This window comes from Zemynaea arenosa (genome assembly GCF_004614185.1).
Classification (GTDB): domain Bacteria; phylum Pseudomonadota; class Gammaproteobacteria; order Burkholderiales; family Burkholderiaceae_D; genus Telluria; species Telluria arenosa.
Window position 1 is genome coordinate 1 of sequence record NZ_SPVF01000174.1, and the last position, 24,692, is coordinate 24,692.

Below are 24,692 nucleotides of genomic sequence, written 5' to 3' on the forward strand. Positions count from 1 at the left end.
GGCCAGAACACCGCCGCCAGCGCCGCGGTCGGTAACGCCAACGGCGCCAATACGCCGAACAGCGTGGTCGTGACCGGTATCCGCCGCGGTATCGAAGCGGCGATCTCGATCAAGAAGAATTCCAACTCCATCGTGGAAGCGATCTCGGCGGAAGACATCGGCAAGCTGCCGGACGCGTCCGTTGCGGAATCGATCTCCCGCCTGCCGGGTGTCACCGCCCAGCGTTCGCGCGATTCGGGCAAGGCCTCCGACATCTCGGTGCGCGGCCTGTCGCCGAGCTTCAACGGCACCCTGCTGAACGGCCGCGAGATGGCCTCCACCGGCAACGCCCGCAGCCCCGAGTTCGACCTGTTCCCGGCCGAACTGATGGGTTCCATCACCATCTACAAGACCCCGGACGCGACCGTCGTCGGCCAGGGCCTGGCCTCCACCATCGACCTGCACACCGTGCAGCCGCTGGACTTTGGCAAGCGCGTGATCGCCGCCAACGTCAAGAAGAGCCGTCTGGGCGTGCGCTCCGGCGCCGCGGAAGGCGATGGCCACCGCTATTCGTTCTCCTACATCGACCAGTTCGCCAACCGCACCATCGGCGTGGCGGTCGGCCTGACCAGCTACAAGGAAACCGGCGGCGCACAGCCGAAGTTCAACTCGTGGGGCGGCTGGGCGCCGACCCTGAAGTACAACGGCCAGGACGTCAAGCTGCCGGGCGGCTTTACCGCGGACACCGAGCAGGGCCGCTACGAGCGCGACGGCGCGTTCGCCTCGCTGCAGTTCCGTCCGAACAAGAATTTCAAGTCGACCGTGGACGTGTTCTACTCGTCCGGCTCGACCAGCCTGAAGAAGACCGGCCTGGAAGGTGCGATCGGCGGCGACACCAACGGTGCTTACGACCCGGCTGGCGTGCTGCAGAACGTGACCGTGGTCAACGGCGTCGCGACCGCCGGTACCCTGACCAACTACAAGGCCGTGGTGCGCAACCACATCGAAGGCGCGGACGACGACCTGAAGACGGTCGGCTGGAACAACGAGTGGAAGCTCGACGACTGGACCACCAGCGCCGACCTGACCTGGTCCAAGGCGACCAAGCAAAGCTCGCGCTATGAAACCACGGCCGGCCTGCCGGGCAACGCGACCACCCTGGACACCATCACCTGGAGCGGCTTCAACGGCAGCAACTTCACCGACGTCGTCTACAAGACCGGCCTGAACTATTCGGACCGCAACGTGGCCAAGCTGACCGATGTGAACGGCTGGTCCGGTGGCGCCTCCTCGCCGCAGGCCGGCTACGTGGCCCTGCCGCACATCGATGACTCCGTCAAGGCGCTGCGCCTGGCCGCCAAGAAGGCGGTTGAATGGGGTCCGATCGCCAATGCGCAGTTCGGCTACAACATGACCAAGCGCGACAAGGAGCGCACCGGCGACGAAGGCCGCCTGGTGATTAAGGGCGGCGACCCGTACGGCACCGCCGCCGTGCCGGGTGGCGACACCGCCATCGCCGGCACCACCGGCCTGCCAGTGGTGTCCTGGAATCCGCAGGGGTCGCTGGGTTCGGTCTACGAACTGGCCAAGAAGGTCGACGCCGACATCCTGAACAAGTACTGGGGCGTGAGCGAGAAGGTCAACACCCTGTACTTCATGGGTGACCTTGACGGCCAGCTGGGCGGCCTGAGCTACCGCGGCAACGTGGGCATGCAGGCGGTGCACACCAAGCAGACCGGTCGCGGCTTCACCGTCGATCTGGCCCGCTGCACCGGCAACACCCCGGAGACTTGCCCGGGCAAGGCTGTGTCCGAGAGCGAAAGCTACTGGGACGTGCTGCCGAGCGCTAACGTGTCGTTCGACCTGAGCAACGAACAGGTGCTGCGCGTCGGCGTGGCCAAGGTCCTGTCGCGCGCCAACCTGGACGACCTGCGTGCCTCGAACAACTTCTCGGTCAACACCAACGGCCCGTTCCCGATCCTGACCGGTTCCGGCGGCAATCCGCACCTGAAGCCGTTCCGCGCCAAGGCCTTCGACCTGTCGTATGAGAAGTACTTCGGCAACAAGGGCTATGTGAGCCTGGCCGGCTTCTACAAGAAGCTGGACACCTACATCCTGCGGGCGCCGCGCAACTACGACTTCGGTCCGTTCGTGACCCCGACCACGCCGCTGCCGACCAGCGGCCCATACAAGGGTTCGACCCAGGGTCTGTTCACCCAGCCGACCAACGGCCAGGGCGGCAGCATCCACGGCTTCGAGCTCGCGGTCAACGTGCCGTTCTCGATGGTCAGCGAGTACCTGGACGGTTTCGGCGTGATGGTGAACCATTCGGACACCACTTCGAGCATCGAGCTGCCGGCCTTCGGTTTCGCCAACATCAACTCGCCGAAGCAGGAAATCCCGCTGCCGGGCCTGTCCAAGCGCGTGACCAACGCCCGCGTGTACTACGAGAAGTACGGCTTCCAGTTTGCCGCCGCAGCGCGCAAGCGTTCGGACTTCCTGGGCCAGGTGTCGGACTTCCAGGACAACCAGCAGCTCACCTTCATCAAGGGCGAGACCATCATCGACTATCAAATGTCGTATGAGTTCCAGTCCGGCTGGCTGAAGGGTGTGTCGGTGTATGCGCAGGCCAACAACTGGAACAACGCACCGTACCAGGAGTTCACCGAGTCCCCGGATTCGGTCACCAACAAGGTGGTCTACGGCCGTACCTACCAGTTCGGCGTGAACTACAAGTTCTAAGAATTTGTAGCCTCACAGGCACTACAATGAACCCCTGATGGCTTCGGCCTCAGGGGTTTTTTTCAAGGTCGGGAAGTTCACCAGCAATTCAGGAATGCACATGCAACAGGCAATCAAGGACATCGTGATCGTCGGCGGCGGCACCGCCGGCTGGATGAGCGCCGCGGCGCTGGCCACCATCCTCAATGGACGCTACAACATCCGCGTGGTGGAATCGGACGATATCGGCATCGTGGGCGTGGGCGAGGCCACCATCCCGATGATCCAGCGGTTCAATACCGTGGTCGGCATCGACGAGAACGAATTCATGCGCGAGACCATGGGCACATTCAAGCTGGGCGTGGAATTCGTCAACTGGGGCCGGCAGGGTGACCGCTACATGCACGGCTTCGGGCGCCTGGGGCAGGACCTCGCCACCGTGCCGTTCGACCAGTACTGGCAAAAGATGCGCCAGTTGGGCAAGGCCGCGCCGCTGGAGCAGTATTCGATCACGCGCATGGCGGCCAAGGCCAACAAGTTCATGCCGCCCAATTTCGAAGTGCGCAATTCGCCGCTGGGCGACATCGTGTATGCCTACCACTTCGACGCAAGCCTGTATGCGCGCTATTTGCGCAAGCTGTGTGAACAGCGGGGCGTGGTGCGCACCGAGGGCAAGATCGTCCAGGTGCAGCAGCGCGAGGGCGATGGCTATGTGGAGGCGGTGGTGCTGGAGAACGGCACGCGCATCGCGGGCGATCTCTTTATCGACTGCTCGGGCTTCCGCGGGCTGCTGATCGAGCAGACGCTCAAGACCGGGTTCGAGGACTGGTCGCATTGGCTGCCGAGCGACCGCGCACTGGCCGTGCCGTGTGAATCGGTGACCCCGCTGACGCCGTACACGCGCGCGACCTCGCACAAGGCCGGGTGGCAGTGGCGCATCCCGCTGCAGCACCGGATCGGCAACGGGCACGTGTTCTGCTCAAAGTACATCAGCGAGGACGAAGCGGCCTCCGTGCTGCTGGCCAACCTCGATGGCAAACCGCTGGCCGACCCGCGCCTGATCAAGTTCACCACCGGGCGGCGCAAGCAGGCGTGGAACCGCAACGTCGTGGCGGTCGGCCTGGCATCGGGCTTCCTGGAACCGATCGAGTCGACCTCGATCCACCTGATCCAGTCCGCGATCCAGCGCCTGATCGACTTCTTCCCGGACCGCGGCTTCAACGAGGTGGATATCGCCGAGTACAACCGCCAGTCCCAGTTCGAGTACGAGCGCATTCGCGACTTCATCATCCTGCACTATCACCTGAACCAGCGCACCGATTCCGAGTTCTGGAAGGCCTGCGCGGCGATGGAGATTCCCGAGACCCTCAAGCACAAGCTGGACCTGTACCGCGCGCACGGGCGCGTGGTCCGCATCGACAACGAGCTGTTCTCGGAAGTCGGCTGGATCCAGGTGCTGGAGGGGCAGAACGCCCCCATCGAGGGCTACCATCCGCTGGTGGATGTGCAGTCCGAGGGCGACATCCACGAATACCTCGAGAGTGTGCGCGACGTGATCGGCAAGTGCGTGGAGGTGATACCGGACCACGCGGCCTATGTGGCCAAGCACTGCATGGCCCCGAAACGCTGAGCTGGCGGCGGATTCGTGAGCGGCGCGGCATCTGCTGCGCCGTTTTCGTTTGCAAAGGAGTACACTCTCGCCCTTTCCAGCTGTTTACTTAGCGAGACCCGAACTCCCCCATGCAAGACACCACTTTTGCCGACCTTGGCCTCCCCGCACCGCTCCTGAAAGCCTTGAAGGAGGTCGGCTACGAAGTTCCGTCGCCGATCCAGGCCCAGACCATCCCGCTGCTGCTGGAGAACCGCGATGTGCTGGGCCAGGCGCAGACCGGCACCGGCAAGACGGCCGCCTTCGCGCTGCCCATCCTCGCGCGCATCGACGTCAAGCAGACCGCCCCGCAGGCGCTGGTGCTGGCGCCCACGCGCGAGCTGGCGATCCAGGTGGCCGAGGCCTTCCAGAGCTACGCCGCGCATATGCCGCGCTTTCACGTGCTGCCGGTGTACGGTGGCCAGAGCTACGGGCCGCAGCTGGCATCGCTGCGGCGCGGGGTCCATGTCGTGGTGGGCACGCCGGGGCGCATCATCGACCATATCGAGAAGGGATCACTCGACCTGTCGCAGCTGAAGACTCTCGTGCTGGATGAAGCGGACGAAATGCTGCGCATGGGCTTCATCGACGACGTGGAGCGCATCCTGCAGCAGATGCCGGAAACGCGCCAGACCGCGCTGTTCTCGGCCACCATGCCGCCGCCGATCAAGCGCATCACCCGCAACTACCTGCGCGAGCCGGCCGAGGTGACGGTTGCGGCGAAGACCGGGACCGCGGACAACATCCGCCAGCGTTTCTGGCTGGTCTCCGGCATGCACAAGCTGGATGCGCTGACGCGGATCCTCGAGGCCGAGCCGTTCGACGGCATGATCATCTTCTCGCGCACCAAGCTGGGGACGGAGGAGCTGGCGTCCAAACTGCAGGCGCGCGGGTTCGCGGCGGCGGCCATCAACGGCGACATGGCGCAGCCGCAGCGCGAGCGCACCATCGGGCAGCTCAAGGACGGCAAGATCGACATCCTGGTGGCGACCGACGTCGCCGCGCGCGGGCTGGATGTGGAGCGCATTTCGCACGTGGTGAACTACGACGTGCCGTCGGACCCGGAGAGCTACACCCACCGCATCGGCCGCACCGGGCGGGCCGGGCGCAGCGGGGAGGCGATCCTGTTCGTGACGCCGCGCGAGAATGGACTGCTGCGCGCGATCGAGCGGGCCACGCGCAGCAAGGTCGAGCCGATGTCGCTGCCGACCATCAAGACCATCAACGATGCACGCATTGCGAAGTTCAAGGACCAGATCACCGAAGCCCTGGCGGCGGAAGGGCTGGACGTATTCCGCACGCTGATCGAAGAGTACGAGCGCGAAAAGAACGTCCCGGCCGTGGAGATCGCCGCGGCGCTGGCGAAGATCGCGCGCGGGGACGAGCCGTTCCTGCTCGAGAAGCCGGACCGCGAAGCCAAGAAGGCCCCGAAGGGCGAGGGCGAACGGAATGGGGACTATCGCGAGCGCGATCCGCGCGACCGGGGCGCACGTGATGCGCAGGGCGACCGCGAGGCCCGCCCGACGCGCTCCGACTTCCGCGACCGCGATCCGCGCGCCTTAAGGGGCGACCGCCCCGAGCGCGAGGCCCGCCCGCGCGGCCCGCGGGTGGACGCCGAAGGCATGGAGACTTTCCGGATCGAGGTCGGTCACGCGCACGGCGTCAAGCCCGGCAACATCGTCGGCGCGATCGCCAACGAAACCGGGCTGGATGCCAAGTTCATTGGCCGTATCGAGATCGAATACGACCACAGTTTCTTGTCCCTGCCCGCCGACATGCCGCCGGACGTGATGCAGCACCTGAAGAAGGTGTGGGTCGCCAACCAGCAGCTGCGCATCACGCGCGCCGACGAGGCGCCCGATCTCGCGCCCAAGGGCGGCAACAAGGCCCCGAAAAAGAAGCGCAAGCCCGCCGACGGCGAGGACTAAGCCTGTGCGGCGGCTGCCGCTATGCTAACGTGGGCACCTTCCTTCTCAAGAAAGGTGCCCATCATGCATACGCTGAAGACTGCTGCCTGGCTGCTCGTCCTGCTGCTCCCCGCCACCGTCCTCGCCCAATCCCGGCAGGACGAAGTGGCGGCGCGCGGCGTCATGGTGATGCCCTTCTCGCTGGCCGCCACCACCCACATCTTCACCAAGACCGCCGACGGCGCCGTACAGCAGGTCGTGACCAAGCGTGCCGATGATGAACCCCAGCGCGCCCTGATCCAGGCCCACCTGCGCGAAGTGTCGACCCGCATGAGCCGTGGCGATTACGCCATGCCCGAGATGCTGCATGGAGCCGACATGCCCGGCCTGCGCGAGATGCGCGCCGCCGGCGCCAAACTTGAGATTCGCTACGTCGATCTTCCGAACGGCGGCCAGGTCACCTACCGCTCCCGCGACCCACAGGTGATTGCCGCCGTCCACCGCTGGGTCGATGCCCAGCTCTCCGACCACGGCCACGACGCCGTCTCCGGCCACCACTAACCCCCTTTGATTTGCCTCAACCGGGGTCAGGCCTCCGCCCTCCCAGCCGGGGTCAGGCCCCGACTTGCCTCACGGCAGCAACATAGAGTGAAAAAGCTGTGGATAGTCTGTGGATAAGTGCTTGGGGCCTGACCCCCTCTAGGGAGGCAGGCCTGACCCCGGGGTTGATGGGGGTCAGGGGTGCGCCATGCGGGGGGAACTTAGTGGGAGGTGGCGCGGAGCGTGGCTTGCGGGACGGCGTGGATGGTCTTCTCTTTCACCAGGGCCCACAGGATGGCGGAGATGGTCAGGCAGCCACCGCAGATCAGGAAGAGGATGCTGGAGTCGCTGGCGTTTTTCAGGATGCCGCCCACGCCGGTCGACAGCAGCTGCGGCAGCACCACCGACAGGTTGAAGATCCCCATGAAGAAGCCCATGCGGCTGCGGTCGACCTTTTCGCTCATGATCGCAAACGGCAGCGACACCACCGCGCTCCAGCCCACGCCCACCACGGCCATCAGCATATACAGCGCCACCGGCGTGCGCGCGGAGAAGGCGATCAGGAAGTAGGCCACGGCCATCGTCGCGATGCACAGCATCTGGGTCTTCACGCGCCCGATCCGCTCGGCCACCGGTTCCAGCACCAGCGCGGGCAGCAGGAAGCCGACCGTGTTCATGACGGCGAACGAAATCGAAATCACATGCCCCGATTGCGCCGCCGCCTCCGGCCCCGGCGCCACCACGTGCTGCTGGATGAAGGCGATGATGTACACGAACATCGACTGCACGCCCAGCCAGGAGAACCCGTGCGCGAGATAGATGCGCATCAGCTGCCCCCATTCGGTCACCGTCGCGGCTTCCTCCGCCGCCTTTACCTCCAGGTTGCGGTCCTCGGTCACGAAGAACATCGGCACCACCGAGAACAGGAAGACGATGAACACGCCCACCGTGATCAAGGCGTAGTTGTCGATGAAGGCGCCGATCAGGTACGCCATCACGCCCCAGAATCCGGAGATGGTCTGCATCCACGTGTAGCCCTTGGTGCGCGGGATGCCGTCCGGCGTGACGTCCGCAATGATCGATCGGGTGGGGTTGAAGCTGATGTTGATCGACAGGTCCAGCGTCAGCGCCACGATCACCGCGACCACCAGCAGGTTCGACACGCCCAGCAGCGACGCCACTTCGTCGATCCGCGGCAGCAGGAACACGGAGAGCGCCGCCAGCGTCCCGCCGATCAGCACAAAGGGCCGCCGCCGTCCGCCCCAGAACCAGGCCTTGTCCGAAATAAGCCCGATGATCACCTGCCCGAGGATGCCGGCCGTCGGCCCGGCCGCCCACACGATCCCGATCTCGTGGATATCGAGCCCGTACTTGGTCGAGAGGAGCCAGGAGAGCGCCGAAATCTGGATCGACAGCGCAAAGCCCATCGCGGTCGCCGGCAGGCTGATAATGGCGTAGAAGGTGTTGCTCAGGCGCTTTTGCATGTCCAGCATGTGAGGTCCCCGGCTCGTGTTCGTGGCTGTGTTGTTTGACTACATGAGTCTGTGCTCAAACCGATTCTACTATGGTTATCTTGATTGACACCATCAAAAGCAGCGTGTTATTTTCCTACAAATGCAAGGGCGGCCTGGGCCGCAGATAACTATTCGGGGACAAGATGGACACCACGGTGACCACGCCGCGCGCAGCGGCCACCAAACCACGCCTGTCGTTCTGGCAGCTGTGGAACATGAGCTTCGGCTTCTTCGGCATCCAGTTCGGCTTCGCCTTGCAAAATGCGAACACGAGCCGCATCTTCTCGACACTGGGCGCTAACCCGGACCAGCTGGCGCTGTTCTGGCTCGCCGCCCCCGTCACCGGCCTGCTGGTGCAGCCCGTGATCGGCTACCTCAGTGACAACACGTGGCACCCGACCTGGGGCCGCCGCCGTCCGTTCTTCTTCCTCGGCGCCGTCCTCGCTTCGCTCGCGCTGTTCCTGATGCCGAATTCCGCCGCCCTCTGGATGGCGGTGGCCGTGCTGTGGATGATGGACGCCGCGATCAACGTGTCGATGGAGCCGTTCCGCGCCTTCGTCGGCGACAAGCTCGATGCCTCGCAGCGCACCGCGGGCTTCGCGATGCAGACCTTCTTCATCGGCTGCGGCGCGGTGATCGCGTCCCTGCTGCCGTCGATCTTCTCGCACTACGGCGTGTCCAACGTGCCGGTCAACGGCACCATCCCGGATACCGTGCGCTACTCTTTCTACAGCGGCGCCGCGGTGTTCCTGCTGTCCGTGCTGTGGACCGTCCTCACGGCCAAGGAAACCCCGCCTGAGAACCTGGAGCAGTTCCGCGCCGAGCGCAAACAGACACGCGGCATGGGCTACGCGTTCGCGGAGATCATCGGTGGCTTCGGCCGCATGCCCAAGACGATGGTGCAGCTGGCCTTCGTTCAGTTCTTCACCTGGATCGCGCTGTTCGCGATGTGGATCTACACCGGCACCGCGATCGCGGACACGGTCTGGCACACCACCGATGCGCAGTCGGTGGCCTACCAGGACGCGGGCAACTGGGTCGGCACCATGTTCGCGGTGTACAACGGCGTGTCCGCGCTGGCCGCCTTCATCCTACCCATCTTCGCCAAATACACCAGCCGCCGCATCGTGCACACCACCTGCCTGATCATCGGCGGGCTGTCGCTGGCCTCGATCCTCACGATCACCACCAAGGAGATGCTGATCGTCCCGATGATCGGCGTCGGCATCGCCTGGGCCTCGATCCTCACCATGCCGTATGCCATCCTGGCCGGGGCGCTGCCCGCGCGCCGCATGGGCTACTACATGGGCCTCTTCAATTTCTTCGTCGTGATTCCGCAGATCGTCAGCGGCGTGCTGCTGGGCGGCGTGACCAAGCATTTCCTCGGCGGGCACACGGTCAATACGCTGGTGCTGGGCGGCGCGTCGATGGCGCTGGCGGGCATCCTGACCCTGTTCGTGGCCGACAAGGCGGACCACGAGTAGCGCCAGAGCCTGCGCCACGATTTTCGCGGCTGTCGTAACCTGATGCGCTGTCAAACACACATCGTGGAGCGCACATGACCATCAAGACCATTGCGGTGCAGCCGTTCGCCGGGCAGCGTCCCGGCACGTCCGGCCTGCGCAAGAAAGTGGCCCAGTTCAGCCAGCCCGGCTATCTCGAAACCTTCGTCCAGGCGATCTTCAACACCATCGGCGGCGGCGCCGGCCAGACCCTCGTCCTCGGCGGCGATGGCCGCTACTTCAACCGCCCGGCCGTGCAGACCATCCTGCACATGGCCGCCGCCCACGGCTTCGCGCGCGTGCTGGTGGGGCAGGGCGGGATCATGTCCACCCCTGCCGTGAGCTGCGTGATCCGCAAGTACGAAGCACTGGGCGGCATCGTACTATCGGCCAGCCACAATCCGGGCGGTCCCGATGGGGACTTCGGGGTCAAGTACAACATCGCCAACGGCGGCCCGGCACCCGAAAAGATCACCGAGGCGATCTACGCCAACACGCAGACCATCGACGGCTACCGCATCAGCGACGCGGGCCCGGTGGACATCGACAGCATCGGCACCCACACGCTGGAAGGCACCACCATCGAAGTGCTCGATCCGGTGGCCGACTACGCGGAGCTGATGCAGCGCCTGTTCGACTTCGACGCCATCCGCGCCCTGTTCCAGCGCGGCTTCCGGATGCGCTTCGACGGCATGCACGCGGTCTCCGGGCCGTACGCCAAGCGCATCATCGAAGGGATGCTGGGCGCACCGGAGGGCACGGTCGTCAACGCGGTGCCGCTGGAGGATTTCGGCGGCCTGCACCCGGACCCGAACCCCGCCAACGCCGCTGAACTGATCGCGGTGATGTCCGGTTCCGATGCGCCGGACTTCGGCGCCGCGTCGGATGGCGACGGGGACCGCAACATGATCGTCGGCCGCGACCTGCCGGTCACGCCGTCGGACAGCCTGGCCATCATCGCCGCCAATGCGGAGCTGGTGCCGGGCTACCGGGGCGGCATCGCGGGCATCGCGCGTTCGATGCCGACGTCCGCCGCGGCGGACCGCGTGGCCAAGGCACTCAACGTCCCGATGTTCGAAACGCCCACCGGCTGGAAGTTCTTCGGCAACCTGCTCGATGCGAACATGGCCACCCTGTGCGGAGAAGAGAGCTACGGCACCGGCTCGAACCACGTGCGCGAGAAGGACGGGCTGTGGGCGGTCCTTTTCTGGCTCAATATCCTGGCCGCCACCGGCAAATCGGTGAACGAGATCGTGTCCGAACACTGGGCGCGCTTCGGCCGCAACTACTATTCGCGCCACGACTACGAGGCGGTGGACAGCGCCGCCGCCGATGCGCTGATGGTCAACCTGCGCCACAAGCTGCCCGGCCTGCGCGACCAGTCGCTGGCCGGCCACGTGGTCGAAACGGCGGACGATTTCGAATACCACGACCCGGTCGACCACAGCGTGTCGGCGCAGCAGGGGATCCGCATCGTGATGCGCGACGGTGCGCGCATTATCTTCCGCCTGTCCGGCACTGGCACCGAAGGCGCCACCATCCGCGTTTATCACGAACTGTTCGAACCCGACCCCGCCCGCCACGACCTGCCGACGCAGGAGGCGCTGGGTGGGCTCATCATCCTGGCCTACGACCTGGCCGAGTTCAAGGCCCGCACAGGCCGCGACCGGCCGACCGTCATCACCTGAACAAGGATTCCATGAAGCCATCCGTACTCGCAGCCTCGCTCCTCCTGGCCGGTTCCGCCGGCGCCGCGCCCTTCACCTGGGACAACGCGACCGTCTACTTCCTGCTGACGGACCGCTTCAACAATGCGAGTACGGCCAACGACCATGCCTACGGCCGCGGTTCGGCGGCGCCGCTGCGGGGCTTCATGGGCGGGGACCTGAAGGGCGTGACGGCCAAGATCCGTGCCGGCTACTTCAAGGACCTCGGCGTGGATGCGCTGTGGATCACGCCGCCGGTGGAGCAGATCCACGCGAGCACGGACGAAGGAACGGGCGAGAGTTACGGCTTCCACGGCTATTGGGCCAAGGACTTCACGGCCGTCGACGCGGCGCTCGGCACGGAGGCCGACCTGCGCGAGCTGGTCGCCACGGCGCACCAGCACGGCCTGCGGGTGCTGCTCGATGTGGTGATGAACCAGATCGGCCCCGTCACCGCGCAGGATCCGGTGTGGCCCGCCGACTGGGTGCGCACCGCGCCGCGCTGCGACTTCAAGACCGCGGCCACCACCATCGAGTGCACGCTGGTGGCCAACCTGCCGGACCTGCGCACCGAGAGCGCCACCGAGGTTGCGCTGCCGCCGCCGCTGGTGGAGAAGTGGAAGCAGGAAGGCCGCTACGACAGCGAAGTGGCCAGCCTGGATGCATTCTTCAAGCGAACCGGCTACCCGCGCACCCCGCGCTACCATCTGGTCAAGTGGCACACGGACTACGTGCGCAAGTTCGGCTTCGATGGCTTCCGCGCCGACACCGTCAAACATGTGGAGCCGGATGCTTGGCGCGCCCTGAAGAAGGAAGCGGCGCTGGCGTACGAAGACTGGAAGCGCGCCAATCCTAAGGAAAAGCTGGGCGACCAGCCGTTCTACATGACGGCGGAGGCCTACGGCTACGCGCCACAGATGGGCCTCGACTTCAACCTCGGCGACAAGAGCTTCAACTACTACGACGCGGGCTTCGACAGCATGATCAACTTCGCGATGAAGGGCGATGCCGCGAAGAGCTATGAACAGCTGTTCTCGGAGTACTCGGCAATCCTCAACGGCCCGCTCAAGGGCCACTCCATCCTCAATTACATCAGCTCCCACGACGACGGCGGGCCGTTCGACCAGCTGCGCACCAAGCCGTTTGAAGCCGGCACCAAGCTGCTGCTGGCACCCGGCGCTGCGCAGATCTACTACGGCGATGAGACGGCGCGCCTGCTGAAGATCGAGGGTGCGCAGGGCGACGCCACGCTGCGTTCGTTCATGAACTGGGACGAGCTGGCGAAGAACGTGCAGCGCAACGGCTACCGCATCGGCGAAGTGCGCCAGCACTTTGCGCTGCTGGGGCGCTTCCGCCACGACCATCCTGCGATTGGCGCGGGCGTGCATGCCAAGCTGGCGGACCAGCCCTACACCTTCAAGCGTACGCTGGACCGCGACGGCCTGCGCGACCAGGTCGTGATCGCGCTCGATGCACCGAAGGGGGCGAAGATCAGCGTCGGCGGCGTGTTCGCCGACGGCACCCGGGTCACCGATGGCTACACGGGCCAGCATGCGGTCGTGCGCAAAGGGCAGGTGAGCTTCGCGCGCAGCGGCCGCGTGACCCTCATCGCGGCCGACTGAGATGTCGCTGCGGCCAGTCACATAAGGTATCCTTACGCGCGACGCGTAGTGAGTTCAGCGTTATTGAGCCCGCGGTACAAGCGGGCCGCCCTGAAGAGACAGTCCAAATGACCAAAGAATTCGACCCGGAACAGAAGTTCGCACGCAGCGCTTACGCGGACGGTCCGCGCCTGCTGGCCGACATCGGCGCGACGCACGCGCGCTTTGCGCTGGAGACGGCGCCTGGCGTGCTGCGCGCCGTGCGCGTCCTGCGCTGCGACGACTACGCGGGCATCCTGCCGCTGCTGCGCGCCTACCTGGCGGACCACGAGGGCGTGCGCATCAACCACGCGGCCTTCGCACTGGCCAATCCGATCAGCGGTGACTTCATCCGCATGACCAACCGGGACTGGCAGTTCTCGACTGACGAGGTGCGGCGTGCGCTGGGTCTCAACACGCTCCTCATCGTCAACGACTTCACGGCGCTGGCCATGTCGCTGCCTGCGCTCACGGGCAAGGACCTGATGCAGGTCGGCGGCGGCGAGCCGACGCCGAATGCGGTCATCGGCGTGCTCGGTCCGGGCACGGGCCTGGGCGTATCGGGCCTGATTCCGACGGCGGACGGCTTCGTGACCCTCGGCTCCGAAGGCGGCCACGTGAGCTTTGCGCCGAGCGACGAGCGCGAATACTTCATCCTGCAGTACGCGTGGCGCCAACTGCCGCACGTGTCCTACGAGCGCCTGATCTCCGGCCCCGGCATGGAGCTGATCCACCGTGCGCTGGCCGAGCGCAATGGCGTCAAGGCGCCGGACCGCACGGCGCAGGAGGTGATGGAGGCGGCGCTGAACAAGGGTGATGCGCTGTGCCTCGAAGTGCTGGAGACTTTCTGCGGCATGCTCGGTACCGTCAGCAGCAACCTGGCGGTGACGCTGGGCGCGGTCGGCGGCATCTTCATCGGCGGCGGCATCGTGCCGCGCATGGGGGAGTGGTTCAAGACCTCGCCGTTCCGCGCGCGCTTCGAAGCCAAGGGGCGCTTCTCGGGTTATGTGTCGGCGATTCCGACCTACGTGATCATGGCGGAGAATCCGGCCTTCATCGGCGTCGCATCGATCCTGTCCGAGCACCTGCGCGGGCGCAGTGGCGCGAATACGCTGATGGACCGCGTGATCCAGCTGCGGCATGAGCTGTCCCCCGCCGAGCAGCGCGTGGCCACGCTGGTGCTGGAGCACCCGCGCAAGGTGCTGTCCGAGCCGATCGCGGAGATCGCACGGCTGGCTGACGTGTCGCAACCGACCGTCATCCGCTTCTGCCGCTCGCTGGGCTTCCTGGGCCTGGCCGACTTCAAGCTCAAGTTCGCGAGCAGCCTGACGGGCACGATTCCGGTGCGCCACAGCCAGGTGCGCACTTCCGACAGTACGCACGACCTGGCAGCGAAAGTGATCGACAACACCGTCTCGGCGATCCTCAAGTTCCGCGACCAGCTGGATGTGGTGTCGATCGACCGCGCCATCGACCTGCTGCGCAAGGCCAACCGCGTGGAGTTCTACGCGATGGGGAATTCGCGTGTGGTGGCGCTGGATGGCCAGCACAAGTTCTTCCGCTTCCGCATTCCGACGTCGTCGTATGGCGATTCGCATCTCTTCAAGCTGGCGGCGGATCTGCTCAAGCCGGGCGATGTGGTGATTGCGATCTCTACGTCGGGGCAGCTGCCGGAGCTGCTGTCTGCAGTCGATGCGGCGCGCGCTGCGGGGGCGGATGTTATCGCCATCACCAGCAGCAAGTCGCAGCTGGCGAAGAAGGCGTCCGTGGTGCTGGCGGTGGACCACTCGGAAGACAGCACGACCTTCCTCTCCATGATCTCGCGCGTGTTGCAGCTGCTGCTGATCGATATTCTCTCGGTGGGCATCTCGCTCGGCACGCAGGGCGAGGAGGGGCAGACCGACAAGCGTCTGCTGATCTCGCACCTGGATATCTAAGGCCGGCATACGCCGCGCAGGGCGGCGACGGCGATGAAGGGCAGGGCGGCGTAGCCTCCGATCTGGAATGGTCCCCAGCCGGTGGGCTGGCGTTTCAAGCCGTCCATGTGCCAGCAATCGGGCCGGTATGCGTCGTCCATCAGAACGTCGAACTTGCGCAGCTCCGGGGAACGTTCGGCGCCCAGGACCGGGCCGCTCGGCGCTGGCCCGGCGCCGGTCTTGTCCTCGGCCAGGACCTCGTGGACCGCGCGCTTGATGGCGCGGTCGGTGAGCGACAAGGATGGCGTGGCCAATCGTGTGGCGGCCGGCGGTGGTGCGGCCGCGGAAGGTGCGTCCAGAAGCGAATCCGGGACGGGGACCGGGGGCGGCGCGGCATGCGTTGCAGACGGCCGTGCGTCCTGTGCCGCCAGTGGCACGCATAGAAAGAAGGGCAGGAGGCGAAGGACAAGGCGCATGGGAGGATGATAGCGCCACGTCACCAGCGGCCTTGCCAATTTCATAATCCGTTACAAAAGTCTACGGCGGCGGAGCGCGGGCGGCTGCACGCTCGCCGTCGCGCTCCTCGGGCCAGTGCCGGCGCGAAGGCTGGCGCCGCGCTACGGCACCCACGCCGAAGGCCGTCGTATGGGTCGGCGCGCACGCGAAGAGGGGCGCGCCGAGGCTGAACGCTATTCGACGAAGACGACGGCGGTGCGCGGGGGTACGGTGAAGGTGGCGGTGGTGGCGTCGTACTGCGTGGCGCGGGCGCGGGCGTCGGCGCCGTTCACATGCGCGGGGTGCAGGCGCAGCGCGTGGCCGCGCGCTGGCGGGACGCTCACCGTGTGCGGAACCTTGTCGACGTTGACCAGGTAGACGAGCCCACCGAAATTCGCCCCGGGGTAGCCGCGGCCATCCAGCCATGCGGCGATCACGGTCGGTTCCTGCTGTGGCCCAACGTTGGCGAACTGCAGGCGCTTGCGGATTTCGTCCGCGCTCTTCAGATGGAACAGCGAGGTGCTGGCGCGGATGGCCAGCAGGTCGCGGAAGGCGTCCCGTGCGAAGGCGATATCGGCCGGCCAGGGCTTGAGCGAGGCATCCGCCAGCAGAGGCTTGAGCAGGGCGTAGTCCTTGCCATTGTCGGCTTCCGGCGGCAGCCCAGTGCCAAAGTAGTTGTCCTGGTAGCTCCAGTCGATCCGGTTGAACCAGTCGCCGGAGTTGAAGCTGTTGCGGTCCAGGGACTTGGAGCGCAGCGTGTCGACCCCTGCGTGGAAGTAGGCGACGCCCTGGCTGAAGGCCGTCAACGCCGCGCCCAGCATCTGTACGCGCGCCCGGTCCGCGCCGCTGGTGGCCCGTGGAAGCTTGAGGACATTGATGTCGAAGAGCGTCTGGTTGTCGTGGTTCTCGACATAGTTGACCACCTCCGACGGTGCACTCGCGTATCCGGCGGGCTGGCCGTTGTAGTCGACCTTCTCCAAGGGCTTGATACTGCCATCGTAAGTCGTCAGCGGGTACGAACGGATCGAACCTGCGAGGCCCGCGCGGACCATATCGGCCGTGCGCATCAGGTCTGCCCTGGTGGCAGGACGCGCGCGGTCGTTCGGGTCATAGAACATGCCGTTGATGTAGCCCTGCCGCGTGATCATGTCGATGCCCGAATCGCCGGCGGAGCCACCGCGCACCGCATCGCGCAAACGGTCATTGAAAGTGCCAATGCCGCTGCCATTGAGCGACAGCTGCGACGCCTGCACGAAGCGCTTGCCGTCCGCGACCTCGCCAAAATTCCAACCTTCGCCGATCAATGGCACACGGCGTCCCGCTGCACGGTCGGCCGCCTTCTGCACCTGCTCCATGGCGGCGCGCGGCTGGTGCCCCATCAGGTCGAAGCGGAAGGAGTCGATGCGGTACTCGCGCGTCCACAGCGCCACCGAATCGGCCATCAGCTTGCCCATCATGAGGTTCTCGGTGGCCGTGTTGTCGCAGCAGGTGGAGGTCTCGATCGCGCCTGCGGCATTCAGCCGGTGGTAGTAGCCGGGCACGATGCGGTCCAGTACCGACTTCTCTTTCTGCCCGCCGGTGAAGGTGTGGTTATAGACCACGTCCATGCCGACCCGCAGTCCGGCCTTGTGCAGCGCCAGCACCATCTCGCGCATTTCGATGATGCGGCGCGCGCCATCGTTCGGGTCCGTGCTGTAGCTGCCTTCCGGGGCGTTGTAATGGTAAGGGTCATAGCCCCAGTTGAAGCAGTCCGTCTCCGCGGTCTGGCGGATCAGGGCTTGCTGGCGCTCGCCGTCGGGCGCGCCGGTGGGCACGGGCACGGCGCAGCGGGCTTCGGGCACACTGCCGATGTCGAACACGGGGAGCAGGTGCACGTCCGTGAGCCCGGCCTTCGCGAGCGCGGACAAGTGGCGCATGCCGTTCGATTGCGTGTCCGTGAAGGCGGCGTAGGTGCCGCGGTGCGGCGTGGGGACCGTCGGGTCGTTGACCGAAAAGTCGCGCACGTGCAGTTCGTAGACCGTCATGTCGGCCGGAGCCCGTACGGTCTGCGGGGCGCGGTGGGCATCCCAGCCGGTAGGCTTCAGGCGCGGGTCGGACAGGGTGGCGATGTAGCTGCGGCGCGAGTCGGTCGACAGACTCACCGAGTACGGGTCGGTGACCAGGTTGCGCACCATGCCGAGGTTGGGGACGAAGACGTCGACCACGTACTTGTAGTACGAGCCGCTGCGGTCGTCCTGGGTGCGGACGGACCAGGCGCCGTTGGCGGCGTTGCGCTGGAGCGGCAGGATCGCGCCGGCCGGGCTGTCGGGGCCGGGGTAGAGGCAGACGGAGACCTTTTGCGCGGTTGGCGCCCAGAGCTTGAACTGGGTGTCCCCGCGGGCGACCGTGGCACCGAGGTCGTTCAGGCGCGCGGCGCTGGCGTAACGGGCGTCCAGCGCGGCGGCGGCTTGCGTGAAGGTGGCGGTGGTGACGCGCCCGGAGCGGTCTTCGCGGACCAGCAGAAGTTCCTGCTGCAGCAGCGAGGGCACGCGGTCCAGCCATGCGCGCGGCACGGCGTAGACGTCCATCTTGCCGAGCCATGCGAAGCGGTCGGGGAGGGCGGCGCGGGCGCCGGTCGCGCGCGTGAGCGGGACCGAGCCGGCGGCGCCGCGCACTGGTACGCCGGGGGCGGCGGACAGGCCGCCTTCAGGCGCAAAGTACAGCTTCACGACGCCGCCAGCGGGTATCGGCGCCGCGGCATCGGCTGGTACTGCGATCCGTCCCGCGTCAATCCACACGGCCCGCGCCTCCAGCTTGCCCGGCGCGGGATGCAGCACTGTCAGGAACTTGGGGTCGTCGCACGCCCCGATGTCGTGGGCCGATGCCGCACTGGTACCCAGACCAAGGGCGAGAGCGGCGGCGATGAAAGGTGCGGTCCTGATCCTGCAGTGCATCGAGTCTCCTGATTCTGAAAGTTATGCGGCCTTGGGTCCGCAGCGGTAGTGGTCCACCATCTGGTAGCGCGACGCATACAGCGCAAACACCAGCGCCGCCAGCCCCGCGAAGGCCGCGAAGAAGTACATCTGGAAGGCCATCACGCCCAGCCCCGTGGACTGGATGTTGGCCAGCACGGCCTCGTTCTTGACGCTCGAATTCACGATCAGCACCCACAGGCTGCCCACGGTGACGGCCAGGTACCAGAACGACATGATCGCGCCCTTCATCGACAGCGGTGCCTGCGAATACGCGAACTCCAGCCCGGTGGCCGAGACCAGCACCTCGCCCATGGTGAGCAGCACATAAGGCAGGATCTGCCAGGCCATCGAGACTGGCGTGCCGCCATCCATCACCAGCTGGATGGTGCCGATGGCGACCCACGCCAGCGCGGAAAACGCGATGCCCGCACCCATGCGGCGCAGGGCCGTGAGCTGCACGCCCGCGCGGCGCAGGACGGGGAACAGCACCAGGTTGTTGAAGGGGATCAGCAGCATCACCAGCATCGGGTTCAGCGCCTGCATCTGCGCAGGGAGGAACTGGAACTCGGAGCCGAACAGATGGAAGGTCGGGTAGGTCATCGAGTTGGCCTGCACGATCCAGGTGGAGGCCTTCTGGTCGAACAGGGACCAGAACGGCGTGACCAGCGCGAACACGATCAGCATGCGCAACACCGCGCGCACGCCGTCCACCGCATCATCCGGATGCGCGCCGCGCGCCCGTTCCAGCTGCATGGCGACACCGATGCCGCCAAAGGCCAGCAGCAGCACCAGAGCCAGGCAGGCCGCGATCACGAAGCCCCAGGACCACGACATCGCCAGCGAGGCGAGCGCGCCCACCAGTCCAATCGCTGCAACCACGAGGCCGGGCCGCCCCTGGCCTGCGGCGCGGGCCAGCAGCGCGGTGCGTGCGACATTGGTGAACGAATCCGGATTCGGCGGCGCCGGTGGCACATGCACATAGCGCTTGCGCGCGGACCAGAACACGAGAGTGGCCAGCGCCATCAGGATGCCGGGAATGCCAAAGGCCACCGACGGCCCGTAGTTCTTGAGGAAGACCGGCATCAGCAGCGACGCGAAGAAGGAGCCGAGGTTGATGCTCCAGTAGAAGGCGTCGAACACCACCTTCGCGCGGTTCTTGTTGGACTGGTCGAACTGGTCGCCACAGAACGAGGCCACCAGCGGCTTGATGCCGCCCGAGCCCAGCGCGATCAGAAAGAGGCCGAAGTAGAAGCCCTTGAGGTTATCTTCAAAGTACGCGAGGCAGGCATGCCCCGCCACGTACACGAGGCTGAGCCAGAACACGACGCGGTACTTGCCGTAGAAGCGGTCCGCCAGCCAGCCGCCCAGCAGCGGGAAGAAGTACACGCCGATCACGAAGGTGTGGAACACATGCTTCGCTTCGCTCGCACGGTCCTCCATCGGAATGAACAGCAGCAGGGTGCTGATGAGGAAGGGCGTGAGGATGTTGCGCATGCCGTAGAAGCTGAAGCGCTCCCCGGCCTCGTTGGCGATGATGAAGGGGATCTGGCGCGGCATCGGGCCATTGCCGGTGCTTGTGGCAGCGGCGCTGGCGGCGGCGGTGGTCTCGGATCGTGGCATGGGGTTGTCCCTTGTCGTAAGAATGCAGCGATCCTAATGGACCCGTGTAGCGATGGCAATGAGTGCTAGAGTTCGGTGTAGTTTGACTAGATTAGCACGTCACATACCCTGTAAACCGTTCCCAAACCGGTTTGAGTGATGTATATTCTCTACAATTCTTCACCGGACAGCAAGCCATGAGCACCCCGAAAACCAACTGGTGGCAGGAAGCCATCATTTACCAGGTCTACCCGCGCAGCTATCTCGACACCAACGGCGACGGCGTTGGCGACCTGCCCGGTATCACGCAGAAGCTCGATTACATCGCGAGCCTGGGCGTCGACATCGTGTGGATCTCGCCTTTCATGAGGTCCCCGATGAAGGACTTTGGCTACGACATCTCCGACTACTGCGACGTCGACCCGCTGTTCGGCACCCTGGCGGATTTCGATGCGCTGATCGCCAAGGCGCACAGCCTCGGACTGAAGATCATGATCGATCAGGTGATGTCGCACACCGCCGAGAGCCACCCGGCCTTCGCCGAAAGCCGCAAGAGCCGCGCCAATCCGAAGGCCGACTGGTACGTGTGGGCCGATCCGCTCCCCGACGGGAACCCGCCCAACAACTGGCTGTCCGTGTTCGGCGGCTCGTCGTGGCAGTTCGACGCGCGCCGCAAGCAGTACTACCTGCACAACTTCCTGGCCAGCCAGCCGGACATGAACTTCCACAATCCTGAGGTGCAGCAGTTCCACCTCGATAACCTGCGCTTCTGGCTCGAACGCGGCGTGGACGGTGTGCGCATGGACGCCTGCAACTTCCACTTCCACGACCGCCAGCTGCGCAGCAACCCGGCCGCCACCAAGCGCGATACCGCGACCGTGACGGACGTGAACCCCTACGGCATGCAGCAGCACATCCATGACAAGACGCAGCCGGAGAACGTGGCCTTCCTCCAGCGTCTGCGCCAGCTGCTGGATGAATACGGCGCCGTGGCAATCGGCGAAGTGGGCGCGGACGACGCACTGGCCGTGATGGCGGACTACACCTCCGGCGGCGACAAGCTGCACATGGCCTACAGCTTCAACCTGCTCACGCCGACCTTTTCGGCCGGGTACATCCGCCAGCAGGTGGAAGAGTTCAATGCGCGCGTGAAGGACGGCTGGGCCTCGTGGTCGGTCGGGAACCACGATGCAATCCGTGTGATGACCCGCTGGTCCGGCGGCGACGCGAACCCGCCGGTGCAGCTGGCGAAAATGGTGCTGGCGATGCAGCTGTCCCTCAAGGGCACGCCCTGCCTGTACCAGGGCGACGAGCTGGCGCTGACGGAAGCCGATGTCCCGTACGAACTGCTGCAGGACCCGTACGGCATCACCTTCTGGCCCGAGTTCAAGGGCCGCGACGGCTGCCGCACGCCGATGCCGTGGACGGGCGAAGCGCCCAACGCGGGCTTCACCAGTGGCCAGCCATGGCTGCCGGTGCCGCCGGAACACCTGCAGCGCGCGGCGGCAGTCGAGGACCAGGACCCGGACTCGCCACTCAACTTCGCGCGCCGCTTCATCGCCTGGCGCAAGACCATGCCGCAGCTCACGCGCGGCGAGATCTCGTTCTTCGACGCGCCCGAACCGGTGCTGGCGCTGCGCCGCACGCTGGACGGCGAGCGCACCGTGCTGGCGGCCTTCAACTGCTCCGCCGCGCCGGTGAGCTTCGACTGGGCCGAGGTGGCACAGGCGGACGCCATCGACAGCGTGGGCCTGCAGGGCAGGACGGCCGGCACGCGCGTGACGCTGCCGGCCTACGGCGCCTGGTTTGGCCTGCTGAAGTAACCGCGTCACACACGCAGCCCCCACCCGCGTGGGGGCTTCGCTGCATTTAGGGTTCTTTTAAGAAGCGCAACGCGTTCCGTCTCCCTACAATCGCGTCCTTGCCTGCCACATGACGCAGGCACTCGATGAAGGAAAGACGATGACAACGCAGTCGCAAGACCGCGTGGCCATGCTCGCCTCGATGCTGCTGATCCGCGCATACGAGGAACGGGCGATTGCGCTGCGCGCCGCCGGGTCGTTCCCCGGCATTTGCTCCTCCCTGGGCCAGGAAGCCGCCGCCGTCGGCGTGGTCGGCGCGCTGACCAGCGACGACAAGATCCTCACCAACCACCGCAGTGCGGGCCATTTGCTGGCGCGTGGCGCGGACGCCGGCCGCATGATGGCCGAGTCGATGGGCCGCAGCACCGGCTACTGCAAGGGCCGCAGCGGCTTCCTGCACATCTCCGCCGCGGAGCTGGGCGTGGTGCTGACCTCCACCATCGTGGGCGGCGAACTGTCGCTGGCCACCGGCGTGGCGCTGGCCAAGCAGATGCGCAACGAGCCGGGCCTGGTGGCCTGCTTCTTCGGCGACGGCGCGGCCTGCGAAGGCATCTTCCACGAGTCGCTCAACCTGGCCGCCGTGTGGCAGCTGCCGGTGCTGTACGTGTGCGAGAACAACCAGTGGCAGGCCTACGTGCACCGCACCGAGACCATGCTCGGTGACCCGATCACCGAGTGGGCGCGCGGCTACGGCATGCGCAGCAAGGCGGTGGATGGCAACGACGTGGAAGCCGTGCGCGCCGCCACGCTGGAAGCGGTGGCCTGCATCCGCGACAGCGGCAAGCCTTATCTGCTGGAGCTGAACACCTACCGCCAGCGCGGCCACCTGGAACCGGACGTGCCGCCTGTGTCGCCGGAGCGCGAACGCTGGATGCTGACCGACCCGATCGCGCGCATGGAGCAGCGCATGCTGCATGCGGGCGAGATCGATGCGGCCGGCCTGGCCGAGCTGCGCCAGCAGGCCGATGCCGCCATCGATGCCGCCATCGCCTTTGCGAGCGACTCGCCGTTCCCCGACCCGGCCGAACTCACGGCCGATGTCTACGCCGATTAAACAGGATCCAGAATGTCCCAACTTACGATCAATGAAGCGATCGGCCAGGCCCTGGCCGAAGAGATGCGGCGCGACCCGACGGTGCTGGTGTTCGGCGAAGGCGTCGCCACCAAGCAGGCCACGCTGGTCGAGCAGTTCGGCCCGCGCCGCGTGCGCAACACGCCGCTGGCCGAGGCGATCATCGCCGGTACCGCGGCCGGTGCCGCCGCCAGCGGCCTGCGCCCGGTGGTGGACCTGCTGTTCACGCCTTTCCTGACCTTGTCCATGGACGCCATCTGCAACAGCGCGGGCAAGCTGCGCTACATGTCGGGCGGCCAGTTCGCATTCCCGATGGTGGTGATCGCGCGCAGCGGCAGCGGCTGGACCCTGGGCGCGCAGCACAACCACAACCTGGAGGCGTGGTTCGTGCACAGCCCCGGCGTGAAAGTGGTGATGCCGTCCACGCCCGCCGATGCCAAGGGCCTGCTGCAGTCGGCCATCCGCGACAACAACCCGGTGCTGTTCCTGGTCGACCTGACGGTGGCCGACCAGCCGCACCAGGTGGACGACAAGATCGAACCGATCCCGCTGGGGAAGGCCAGGCTGCTGCGCGAAGGCGCGGACCTGACCATCATCTCGTACTCGAAGGCCGTGCACACCTGCATGGACGCCGCCGCGAGCCTGGCCGCTGCGGGCGTGCAGGCGGAAGTGCTGGACCTGCGCTCGGTGAAGCCGCTGGACGAAGCCGCGATCCTGGCCTCGGCCCGCAAGACCGGGCGCGTGCTGGTGGTGCATGAAGCGGGCCGCATGTGCGGCGTGGGCGCGGAAGTGGCGGCGCTGGTGTCCGAGCAGGCCTTCGGCTGGCTGAAGGCGCCGGTGGTGCGGATCGGCGGGGCGGACGTGCCGCCGCCGTCGAGCTGGGTGCTGGAGCAGGCCTACATGCCGCAGGCCACCGGCATCGTGGAAGCAGGGCTGCGCCTGGCCGCGCAGGACCGCGCAGTGCAGGCGGCCGCATAACCGGCCCCGCCACCAAGAACAAAGGCGCCCATGTGGCGCCTTTGTTTCTCAATTCTCCTTCAAGCGTTCCAGCGGCTTGTCCTTCTGCCGCCATTCGTCGACGCTGACCACATCCCCTGTCGCCGCATCCTCCACCAGGATGCTGTCGCCCGCCGGCGTCACATAGAAGCCCTGCCAGAAGTGGGCGCTCTCGGCGTCGTTCTCCACAAAGCTGTAGGCCTGGTAGCTGCGGCCGTTGATGGTGCGGTTGCCGCTGGAATCGGCCACCACCGCGCCGTGCGCGGCGCCCTTGGACTTTTTCTCGATCCATTCGGACCAGGCTTTCAGCTCGGGCAGCGCCAGCAGCGCCGTCACGGCCTGGTCGGACGGCGGCCTGGTGGCGTTCGCTAGCACGGGTGCGGAGGCGGCTGCAGGGCCCGGTGCAGGCTGCTTCGCGGCGCGGCGGTGCGTGACCGCAGTCCCGGCACTGATCGCCACGACCACGGCGACGATTGCGCCAATTTTCCTGCTTTTGTTATTCATGAAGTAAGCGGCCGTCCTGACAAAGAAGTGGGGACGATACTAAACCAAAGGCAACTCAGCAACAAGGCTGATACAGCCGCGTCTGCCGTGCGCCCCTTTCTTTTTGAAATTGTTTTAATTCAAGAACGTTGTTGAAA

16 protein-coding genes are annotated in these 24,692 nt (G+C 66.0%); 11 read left to right on the forward strand and 5 right to left on the reverse strand.

Features of this window, described 5'->3' with window-relative positions; all coding sequences use genetic code 11:
- The 4 genes from E4L96_RS13840 to E4L96_RS13855 form a co-directional block, all read left to right on the forward strand.
- Positions 1-2,721: TonB-dependent receptor (locus tag E4L96_RS13840; RefSeq protein ID WP_135207811.1), on the forward strand; the 2,721-nt coding region annotated here is incomplete at its 5' end.
- A 100-nt stretch (positions 2,722-2,821) separates the two neighbouring features.
- Positions 2,822-4,330, forward strand: coding sequence for a tryptophan halogenase family protein (locus E4L96_RS13845; protein ID WP_135207812.1), 1,509 nt, complete (start codon positions 2,822-2,824; stop codon positions 4,328-4,330).
- Between the two features lie 110 nt (positions 4,331-4,440).
- Positions 4,441-6,276, forward strand: coding sequence for a DEAD/DEAH box helicase (locus tag E4L96_RS13850; RefSeq protein WP_135207813.1), 1,836 nt, complete (start codon positions 4,441-4,443; stop codon positions 6,274-6,276).
- Between the two features lie 63 nt (positions 6,277-6,339).
- Entirely contained in the window at positions 6,340-6,816 is a 477-nt protein-coding gene (locus E4L96_RS13855; protein WP_135207814.1) for an aspartate carbamoyltransferase, read from the forward strand.
- A gap of 200 nt (positions 6,817-7,016) precedes the next feature.
- Here the strand turns inward: E4L96_RS13855 and E4L96_RS13860 are convergent, their stop codons facing one another.
- A complete protein-coding gene (locus tag E4L96_RS13860; protein WP_135207815.1) occupies positions 7,017-8,288 on the reverse strand; it encodes an MFS transporter in 1,272 nt (423 codons plus the stop codon).
- 164 nt (positions 8,289-8,452) lie between these two features.
- On the opposite strand from E4L96_RS13860, the gene E4L96_RS13865 reads away from it, so the two are divergent.
- The 4 genes from E4L96_RS13865 (at position 8,453) to E4L96_RS13880 (ending at position 15,094) form a co-directional block, all read left to right on the forward strand.
- A complete protein-coding gene (locus E4L96_RS13865) occupies positions 8,453-9,793 on the forward strand; it encodes an MFS transporter (protein ID WP_229414476.1) in 1,341 nt (446 codons plus the stop codon).
- A gap of 74 nt (positions 9,794-9,867) precedes the next feature.
- Positions 9,868-11,499, forward strand: a complete 1,632-nt coding sequence (locus E4L96_RS13870; RefSeq protein ID WP_135207816.1) for an alpha-D-glucose phosphate-specific phosphoglucomutase — start codon at positions 9,868-9,870, stop codon at positions 11,497-11,499.
- Between the two features lie 11 nt (positions 11,500-11,510).
- Positions 11,511-13,139, forward strand: coding sequence for an alpha-amylase family glycosyl hydrolase (locus tag E4L96_RS13875; RefSeq protein WP_135207817.1), 1,629 nt, complete (start codon positions 11,511-11,513; stop codon positions 13,137-13,139).
- A 107-nt stretch (positions 13,140-13,246) separates the two neighbouring features.
- Entirely contained in the window at positions 13,247-15,094 is a 1,848-nt protein-coding gene (locus tag E4L96_RS13880) for a glucokinase (protein WP_135207818.1), read from the forward strand.
- On the opposite strand, the gene E4L96_RS13885 is transcribed toward E4L96_RS13880, so the two are convergent.
- From E4L96_RS13885 to E4L96_RS13895, 3 genes are all read right to left on the reverse strand, one after another.
- The gene (locus E4L96_RS13885; protein ID WP_135207819.1) at positions 15,091-15,372 is read right to left on the reverse strand and encodes a hypothetical protein; all 282 of its coding nucleotides are present in this window, start codon (positions 15,370-15,372) and stop codon (positions 15,091-15,093) included. The genes E4L96_RS13880 and E4L96_RS13885 overlap by 4 nt on opposite strands.
- A 390-nt stretch (positions 15,373-15,762) precedes the next feature.
- A complete protein-coding gene (locus E4L96_RS13890; protein WP_135207820.1) occupies positions 15,763-18,501 on the reverse strand; it encodes an alpha-1,6-glucosidase domain-containing protein in 2,739 nt (912 codons plus the stop codon).
- Positions 18,502-18,522: 21 nt separating this feature from the next.
- Entirely contained in the window at positions 18,523-20,079 is a 1,557-nt protein-coding gene (locus E4L96_RS13895) for a POT-type proton-dependent oligopeptide transporter (protein WP_135207836.1), read from the reverse strand.
- A gap of 239 nt (positions 20,080-20,318) precedes the next feature.
- Between E4L96_RS13895 and E4L96_RS13900 the strand changes: the two genes are divergently transcribed.
- From E4L96_RS13900 to E4L96_RS13910, 3 genes are all read left to right on the forward strand, one after another.
- Positions 20,319-21,944 carry an alpha-glucosidase gene (locus E4L96_RS13900; protein WP_135207821.1) on the forward strand — a complete coding sequence of 542 codons (1,626 nt, stop codon included), beginning with the start codon at positions 20,319-20,321 and terminating at the stop codon, positions 21,942-21,944.
- A gap of 139 nt (positions 21,945-22,083) precedes the next feature.
- Positions 22,084-23,037: a thiamine pyrophosphate-dependent dehydrogenase E1 component subunit alpha gene (locus tag E4L96_RS13905; RefSeq protein WP_135207822.1), complete on the forward strand. Its 954-nt coding sequence runs from the start codon at positions 22,084-22,086 to the stop codon at positions 23,035-23,037.
- Between the two features lie 12 nt (positions 23,038-23,049).
- On the forward strand, positions 23,050-24,033 hold the full coding sequence (locus tag E4L96_RS13910) for an alpha-ketoacid dehydrogenase subunit beta (RefSeq protein ID WP_135207823.1): 984 nt from the start codon (positions 23,050-23,052) through the stop codon (positions 24,031-24,033).
- Positions 24,034-24,081: 48 nt separating this feature from the next.
- On the opposite strand, the gene E4L96_RS13915 is transcribed toward E4L96_RS13910, so the two are convergent.
- Positions 24,082-24,555, reverse strand: coding sequence for a hypothetical protein (locus tag E4L96_RS13915; RefSeq protein ID WP_135207824.1), 474 nt, complete (start codon positions 24,553-24,555; stop codon positions 24,082-24,084).
- Positions 24,556-24,692 lie beyond the last annotated feature (137 nt).